Source organism: Phytoactinopolyspora halotolerans (genome assembly GCF_010550675.1).
In the GTDB taxonomy this organism is placed as follows: Bacteria; Actinomycetota; Actinomycetes; order Jiangellales; family Jiangellaceae; genus Phytoactinopolyspora; species Phytoactinopolyspora halotolerans.
In genome coordinates this window covers 100,725-107,857 of the sequence record NZ_JAAGOA010000026.1, presented here as the reverse complement: position 1 = coordinate 107,857, position 7,133 = coordinate 100,725, and the positions used below count along the sequence as shown (strand labels likewise).

At 69.0% G+C, this 7,133-nt stretch carries 8 protein-coding genes; 2 read left to right on the top strand and 6 right to left on the bottom strand.

What is annotated here, in order from left to right; translation table 11 throughout:
* Window positions 1-191, top strand: a 191-nt coding sequence (locus G1H10_RS27350) for a CoA-binding protein (protein WP_174264708.1), incomplete at its 5' end; no start/stop codon positions are given.
* A gap of 84 nt (window positions 192-275) precedes the next feature.
* Here the strand turns inward: G1H10_RS27350 and purE are convergent.
* Together purE and G1H10_RS27340 are read right to left on the bottom strand one after the other, a co-directional pair.
* Entirely contained in the window at window positions 276-803 is a 528-nt protein-coding gene (gene purE, locus G1H10_RS27345) for a 5-(carboxyamino)imidazole ribonucleotide mutase (protein WP_163743936.1), read from the bottom strand.
* Window positions 796-1,950, bottom strand: a complete 1,155-nt coding sequence (locus G1H10_RS27340; protein WP_216853710.1) for a 5-(carboxyamino)imidazole ribonucleotide synthase — start codon at window positions 1,948-1,950, stop codon at window positions 796-798. Before G1H10_RS27340 ends, purE begins: the two co-directional genes overlap by 8 nt.
* A gap of 198 nt (window positions 1,951-2,148) precedes the next feature.
* Here G1H10_RS27340 and G1H10_RS27335 point away from each other — a divergent pair, with 198 nt between their 5' ends.
* Entirely contained in the window at window positions 2,149-2,709 is a 561-nt protein-coding gene (locus tag G1H10_RS27335) for a GtrA family protein (RefSeq protein ID WP_216853709.1), read from the top strand.
* 105 nt (window positions 2,710-2,814) lie between these two features.
* On the opposite strand, the gene G1H10_RS27330 is transcribed toward G1H10_RS27335, so the two are convergent.
* The 4 genes from G1H10_RS27330 to G1H10_RS27315 all read right to left on the bottom strand — a co-directional run bounded on the left by G1H10_RS27330 (window position 2,815) and on the right by G1H10_RS27315 (window position 6,999).
* Complete coding sequence (locus G1H10_RS27330) at window positions 2,815-3,804, bottom strand: cation diffusion facilitator family transporter (protein WP_163743932.1); 990 nt, start codon at window positions 3,802-3,804, stop codon at window positions 2,815-2,817.
* A gap of 223 nt (window positions 3,805-4,027) precedes the next feature.
* Window positions 4,028-4,948, bottom strand: coding sequence for a hydroxymethylglutaryl-CoA lyase (locus G1H10_RS27325; protein WP_163743930.1), 921 nt, complete (start codon window positions 4,946-4,948; stop codon window positions 4,028-4,030).
* 32 nt (window positions 4,949-4,980) lie between these two features.
* Window positions 4,981-5,763: an enoyl-CoA hydratase/isomerase family protein gene (locus G1H10_RS27320; RefSeq protein WP_174264707.1), complete on the bottom strand. Its 783-nt coding sequence runs from the start codon at window positions 5,761-5,763 to the stop codon at window positions 4,981-4,983.
* 126 nt (window positions 5,764-5,889) lie between these two features.
* Complete coding sequence (locus G1H10_RS27315; protein ID WP_163743928.1) at window positions 5,890-6,999, bottom strand: GuaB3 family IMP dehydrogenase-related protein; 1,110 nt, start codon at window positions 6,997-6,999, stop codon at window positions 5,890-5,892.
* Between the last annotated feature and the right edge of the window lie 134 nt (window positions 7,000-7,133).

The following is a 7,133-nucleotide window of genomic DNA, read 5'->3' as shown; positions in this document are numbered from 1 at the left end:
TCGTCAACAGCCAGCGGGTCGGAGCCGTCATCGACGACGCCATCGCGGAACGGGAGCGCCTCGGCATCCGCGCGGTGTGGCTCCAGCTCGGCGTCATCGACGAAGCCGCTGCGCAGCGGGCCACAGATGCGGGGCTGGACGTCGTCATGGACACGTGTCCCGCGATCGAGGGCCCGCGCCTCGGCCTCTGATGACCCCCGCTCCCGTCGTGATCAACCACTGATCGTCAACTCGTGGCCGGACGACGACCGGTCCCACCGTTGCTGATCACCAGGTCACGGAGAGAGCTGCTGGCGGAGGGCGTCGCCCTTGGCCCGCGCGGCCTTCTCCAGGTCGGCGCGGAACGCGTCCAGGCGAGCGCGGACGGCGTCGTCGCCGGCCCCTAGGATCCGCGCGGCCAGCAGACCGGCGTTCCGCGCGCCGCCGACCGATACGGTAGCCACCGGCACTCCGGCCGGCATCTGCACGATCGACAGCAGTGAATCCATGCCGTCGAGGTACTTCAGCGGCACCGGAACGCCGATCACCGGCAGCGATGTGACCGACGCGAGCATGCCGGGGAGGTGTGCGGCCCCGCCGGCGCCGGCCACGAGCACGCGCAGTCCGCGCTCCGCGGCGCTTGCGCCGTAGTCGAGCATGGCCTGCGGCATCCGATGTGCGGAGACGACGCCCACCTCGTGCGGCACGTCAAGCTCATCGAGGACCTCGCCGACCGCCGACATCACGGACCAGTCGGAGTCGGACCCCATGACGATCCCCACCCGCGGATCGCCATCGCCCCGACGCGTCACCAGGTCATTCATCGATGTCCCCTCGGATGTAGTCAGCCGCATGCCACGCGCGTTCGCGCAGCGAGTCCAGGTCGTCGCCGTAGACGGTGACGTGGCCGACCTTCCGGCCCGGCCGTACGCCCTTGCCGTACCAGTGCACCTTCACGCCGGGATCGCGAGCCATCACGTGGCGGTATGCGGGGTAGATCTCGGTGAGATCGCCGCCGAGGATGTTGACCATGACGGTGTACGGTGCGCGCGCGTCCGGGGCGCCGAGGGGCAGGTCCAGTACGGCTCGGACGTGATTCTCGAACTGGCTGGTCACCGCTCCGTCGATGCTCCAGTGCCCGGAGTTGTGCGGCCGCATGGCCAGCTCGTTGACCAGCAGCCGCCCGTCGACCGTCTCGAACATCTCGACGGCCAGGATCCCGACGACGCCGAGCTCCGCCGCGATCGACAGCGCGATACGCTGCGCTTCCACCGCGAAGTCGGACGACATGCCGGGAGCGGGCGCGATGATCTCCACACAGATGCCGTCTCGCTGCACCGACTCCACCACGGGGTAGGCCACCGCCTGACCGTGCGGCGATCTGGCGACCACGGCGGACAGCTCGCGTGTGAATTCGACGCGTTCCTCGGCCAGTACCGGTACGCCGGCACGGAACGGCTCGTCGACGGCCTCCCGCGCCGTGTCTGTGTCGATGACCCACACGCCCTTGCCGTCGTATCCTCCGCGCGTGGTCTTGAGCACGGCACGCCCACCGTGTTCTGCCGCAAAGGACAGGGCATCGGCGGCGTCATCGACGATGCGGTGTGCCGGGCAGGATATCCCGAGCTCAGTCAGCCGGGCCCGCATGACGCCCTTGTCCTGGGCGTGCAGCAACGCGTGCGATCCGGGCCGCACCACAACGCCGGCGGATTCGAGCGCGGTGAGGTGTTCCGGCGGGACCTGCTCGTGGTCGAACGTGAGCACGTCGCACGCCTTGGCGAAGGACATCAGGTCGTCCAGGGCCTTCTCGTCCGCGATTACCGGGTCACGGATGACTTGTGCGGCCGACTCGTCCGGGCCCGCGGACAGGACCGACAGCCGCACGCCGAGCGCGACGGCCGCCGGCTGCGTCATCCGCGCCAGTTGCCCACCACCGACAATCCCTACGACCGGCCAGAACGCATCACTCACAGGTTGCAAGGGTACCCGAGCGCGACCACCAACCCGCGCGGTGAGGTGAGGAGTGAGTGGAGTGGCGCCCGCGCAACGAACGACGTTGTGGTCGCAGGAACGACCACAATGCATGTCTCTTCGCGCGCCCACCGCCGAGAATTGGTCCGTTTATCCCACCACTGTCCGGATCCGGCCGATGTGGCTTACCCTTGGCGGGTGCTCGATACACAGCTGGCCGAACGCCGGGCATCACAACCCAGGCACGTGACGCTGCTTCGCAGAGCGTTGCGTAGCTGGTACCGGATGCACCGGCTGATCCGCGAAGGGCTCAAGTTCGCGGCCGTCGGCGGCATGGGCTACGTCGTCGACATCGGGCTCTTCAACGCCCTGCTCTTCAGCGGCGGCGAAGGCCCCTTGCATGACCTGCCGTTGGTCGCCAAGACGATCTCGGTCACCGCGGCCACCATCGTGACGTACATCGGGCACCGCGCGTGGACCTTCCGACACCGCACGCGGATCAAGCACTCCCGCGGGTATCCACTCTTCTTCCTGTTCAACGGCATCGGGTTGGGCATCGCGTTGTCGTGCCTATGGTTCTCCCGGTACGTCCTCGACCTGTCCGGTCCGCTCGCGGACAACATCTCCGCCAACGTCGTCGGCCTGGCCCTCGGAACCCTGTTCCGCTACTGGTCGTACCGGACGTGGATCTTCCCGGCCAACGCCCGCCCGACCACGCGCACCTCCACGGACGTCCCGGCGTCATCGAACGCCGCATAACGTTCTCGGCATGCACGCCCCCGACCACCCCGTCCGCTCGCACCCCAGCACCCAGCGCAACCCGCACGTGCCCTCGTGCACGTCACGCCCCAAACGCCGCGCCTGTCAACTCTGTGCCGAGCGCGCGCTGGAACCTCCAGGTTCCTCACCGGTACCCCGCGGCGTCCGATCGAGGTCCGGTTCGAGATAGATGTGCACGGCTTCCGGAACCGCTCGCCGGATGCGCGCTTCGACGTCGTCGATCGTCGCTGCGATGTGTTCACCGGTGTGCGCCGCGGAGACGCCGAACTTCGCCGCCACCAGCAACTCCTCCGGGCCGGTGTACAGCGTGCGCATGTGAATAAGTCGCGTGACGCTCTCGCTCTCGCCGACCGCCTGCGCGATCGCGTTGACCTTCTCCTGCACGGCACCTTCGCCGATCAGCAGGCTGGACATCTCCACGGCGAGGATGACCGCGATCACCACCAGCAGCAGGCCGATCGCCGCCGTCCCGGCAACGTCCCAGTAGGCGTTCTCCGTGATGAGTGACATCCCGACGCCGGCCAGCGCCAGCACCAACCCGACCAGCGCGCCCAGGTCCTCCAGCAGAATCACCGGAAGCTCGGGCGACTTCGCCCGGCGCACGAACTGCACCCAGGACCGCTTGCCGCGCACCTTGTCCGACTCACGGATCGCTGTGCGGAAGGACAGCGTCTCCATGACGATCGCCGCGCTCAGCACCACGACCGGCACCCACCACCACGAGCTTTCCAGCAGCTCGTTCGGGTACCCTGCGTGCACCTCTTCGTACTTGTGGAACGCCTCGTACAGGGCGAACAACCCGCCCACGCTGAACAGCACGATCGAGACGATGAACGCGAACACGTACCGCACCCGCCCGTAGCCGAACGGGTGCTCGGGCGTCGCCTTACGCTGCGCCCGCCGACCACCTACCAGCAGCAATACCTGGTTACCCGAGTCTGCGACCGAGTGGATCGCCTCCGCCAGCATGGACGACGCTCCCGTCAGTGCCCATGCCACGAACTTGGTGACCGCGATGCCCACATTCGCCAGCAGAGCGGCCAGGACCGCCTTGGTGCCGCCTTCGGTTGCCATGGTCGCCTTTCGCTCAGCGCGGTGAACGAGAGCACGTGCGGATACAGGTGCCTCCGCGGATCATCCTGCACCACGCGCGTCCGGCGACGACCTCAACCCCGGCACGACACACCCGGGAACCGCGATGGGATGCGGCTTTAGGGCGTTATAGCGCCCCGAATCCGCATCTCATCTGCCACGCCGTGCCGCCAACTGCCAGCCGCGCTCTTCACGACGACGATCGCTACGACGACGGCGGGACCGTCCGGCTCCGCGGCCCGGCCCGCAGGACCTGCGACGGCGCGGCGTGCCCGACGAACCGTTCGGCCATCTCCGCCACGTCCAGCAGGGCATCCAGGTCGACCCCGGTCTCCACGCCCATATCCTCCACCATGGAGACGACCTCCTCGGTGGCGATGTTGCCGGAGGCACCGGGCGCGTACGGGCAACCGCCCAGCCCGGCGACGGCCGCGTCGAAGTCGTCGACGCCCAGCTGCAGCGCGGCGTAGAGGTTGGCCAGTCCGGTTCCCCGGGTGTTATGGAAGTGCAGGCCGAGCGGCAACTCCGGGTGCGCCGAGCGTGTCTCGCCCACCAGGCGCACGACGCGGGTGGGCGTGGCCATCCCGGTGGTATCGCCGTACACCAGCGAGTCCACACCAGCGGCGACGCCCCGGCCGGCCACCCACAGCACCCGCTCCTCAGGCACCTCACCCTCATACGGGCATCCCCACGCGGTGGAGACGATCAGCTGCAGCGTCGCGCCCGAACCGTGAGCCAACTCGGTCAGCTCCGGCAGCGCGTCCAACGACTCCGCGGTGGACCGGTTGATGTTCTCCCGGTTGTGCGTGTCCGACGCCGAGATCACCACCTCCAGGTCGGTGAACCCCGCGGCAAGCGCGCGCTCCAGCCCACGCCGGTTCGGCACGAGCGCGGAGTAGCGCACGGCATCGTTCCGCCGCACCTTGGACCACACCTCGTCCGCGTCCGCCATCTGCGGGATCGCCCGCGGATGGACGAAGGACACGGCTTCGATCCGCCGCAGTCCGGTCTCGGAGAGCGCATCTATCAGGTCGATCTTGGCAGCTGTCGGAATCGGGTCCTCGTTCTGCAGGCCGTCGCGCGGACCGACCTCACGCAGACTCACCCGCTTCGGTAGATCACTCATGACCGCTCCCTACCGTCGGCCGGATGACGGTGTCAGACACCCGGCCAGTTCGGTTCTCTCTTCTCATTGAACGCAGCTATACCCTCTTTTCTATCCGCGCTGAACGCCGTCGCGCGCCACGCCGCGTCCTCGATGTCCAGCCCAGAGGCCAGCGGTGCATCCATACCCAGCCGCATGGCGCGCTTCGCGTTCCGGACACCCACCGGCGAGTTGCCGGCGATCTGCCGGGCCAGCTGCAGCGCCGTCTCCCGCGCCTCCCCAGCCATCACCAGCCGGTCGGCGACGCCCAGCCGGTACGCTTCCTCGCCGTCGATGCGGCGCGCCGTGAACGTCAGGTCGGCCGCTCGCCCCCAGCCGATCCGCCTGGCCAGCAACTGGGTTCCGCCACCTCCCGGAACCAGCCCCACCGACACCTCCGGCAACCCGAGCACCGCGTCCTCCTCGACGACGATCAGATCGCAACAGAGCGCCAGCTCGAGCCCGCCGCCCAGCGCATAGCCGTGCACCGCAGCGACGGTAGGCACCGGGAGATCGAGGATGCTGCGGTACGTCTCCCGGGTGACCAGGCGCTGCCGGCGCAGGTCGTCGTCGGTGAAATCGCGTCGCTCCTTCAGATCGGCACCGACGCAGAATGCGCGGTCCGACGCCGACGTCAGCACCGCGGCCCGCATCGTCTCGTCGTCGGCGAGCCCTCGCCCCACAGAAGTGATCGCCCGCGCGTGCTCGGTGGAGATCGCGTTCAGCGCGTCGACCCGGTTCAACACGATCTCGACGACGCCCGACGGCTCCATCCGCCGAACCTTCACAGTCACCATCCGCCGACTCTATCCGCCATCCGGACAGAGGTCGTGGCCTCGTGGTGCACGTGGAAGCGTGTTCGGCCCCCTACGCGCAACGTCCGGCCACGCCTCCCCAGCGAGCCGGCCGACACCTCCGACGGCTCAACGCAGGATGGTGACCTCGACCCGCTGGAACTCCTTGAGCTCGGTGTACCCGGTCGTGGACATGGCCCGCTGCAAGGCTCCGATCAGGTTCATCGCGCCGTCGGCGACGAACGACGGACCGTGCAGAATCTGCTCCAGCGGCGCCACCGTGCCGACCCACATCCGTTCGCCGCGCGGCAGCGACGGATGGTGCGACTCGGATCCCCAGTGCCAGCCACGGCCGGGCGCCTCCATCGCACGCGCCAGCGGCGACCCCACCATCACGGCGTCCGCGCCACACGCGATCGCCTTCGCGATGTCGCCGGACTGCCGGATCGAACCGTCGGCCACCACGTGCACGTAGCGCCCACCGGACTCGTCCAGGTAGTCCCGCCGGGCGGCGGCGACATCGGCGACGGCGGTCGCCATCGGAACCGTCACACCCAGCACGGACCGTGTGGTGTGCGCGGCCCCGCCGCCGAACCCGACCAGCACGCCGGCGGCTCCGGTGCGCATCAAGTGCAGCGCGGCCTGGTACGTGGCGCAGCCGCCGACCAGCACCGGCACGTCGAGCTCGTAGATGAACTGCTTGAGGTTGAGCGGCTCGGCCTGGCCCGACACGTGCTCGGCGGAGACCGTCGTGCCCCGGATGACGAAGAGGTCGACGCCGCCGTCGATGACGGCCTGGTAGTGGCGCTTGACCCGCTGCGGCGAAAGCGATCCGGCGACGGTGACCCCCGCATTCCGGATCTCGCTCAGCCGCTGCGCGATCAGGTCCTCACGGACCGGCTGGCTGTAGATGTCCTGCAGCCTGGTGAGCGCCTTGCCCTCTTCGAGCCCGGCGATCTCCTCCAGCAGCGGCTCCGGGTCCTCGTAGCGGGTCCACAGACCCTCCAGGTCCAGCACACCCAGGCCACCGGCACGTCCCAGGGCGATCGCCGTGGCCGGAGACATCACCGAGTCCATCGGCGCGGCGATGAGCGGGGTGTCGAACCGGTAGGCGTCGATCTGCCAGTGGGTCGAGACCTCTTCCGGGTCCCGGGTCCGACGGGACGGGACGATCGCTACGTCGTCGAACGCATACGCTTCGCGGCCGCGCTTCCCTCGGCCGATCTCAACTTCTGCCACCCCGACAGGCTACCGGGACATACCCCGGCGATTCACATCGCACACGCCTCACCGTGTCCGATCGCTGCCCGAAGGCACCGGCACCGAGCGGGCGCGACGAGCCCGTCCTCGCGCGCCGCGGGTGCCTCGGCGTG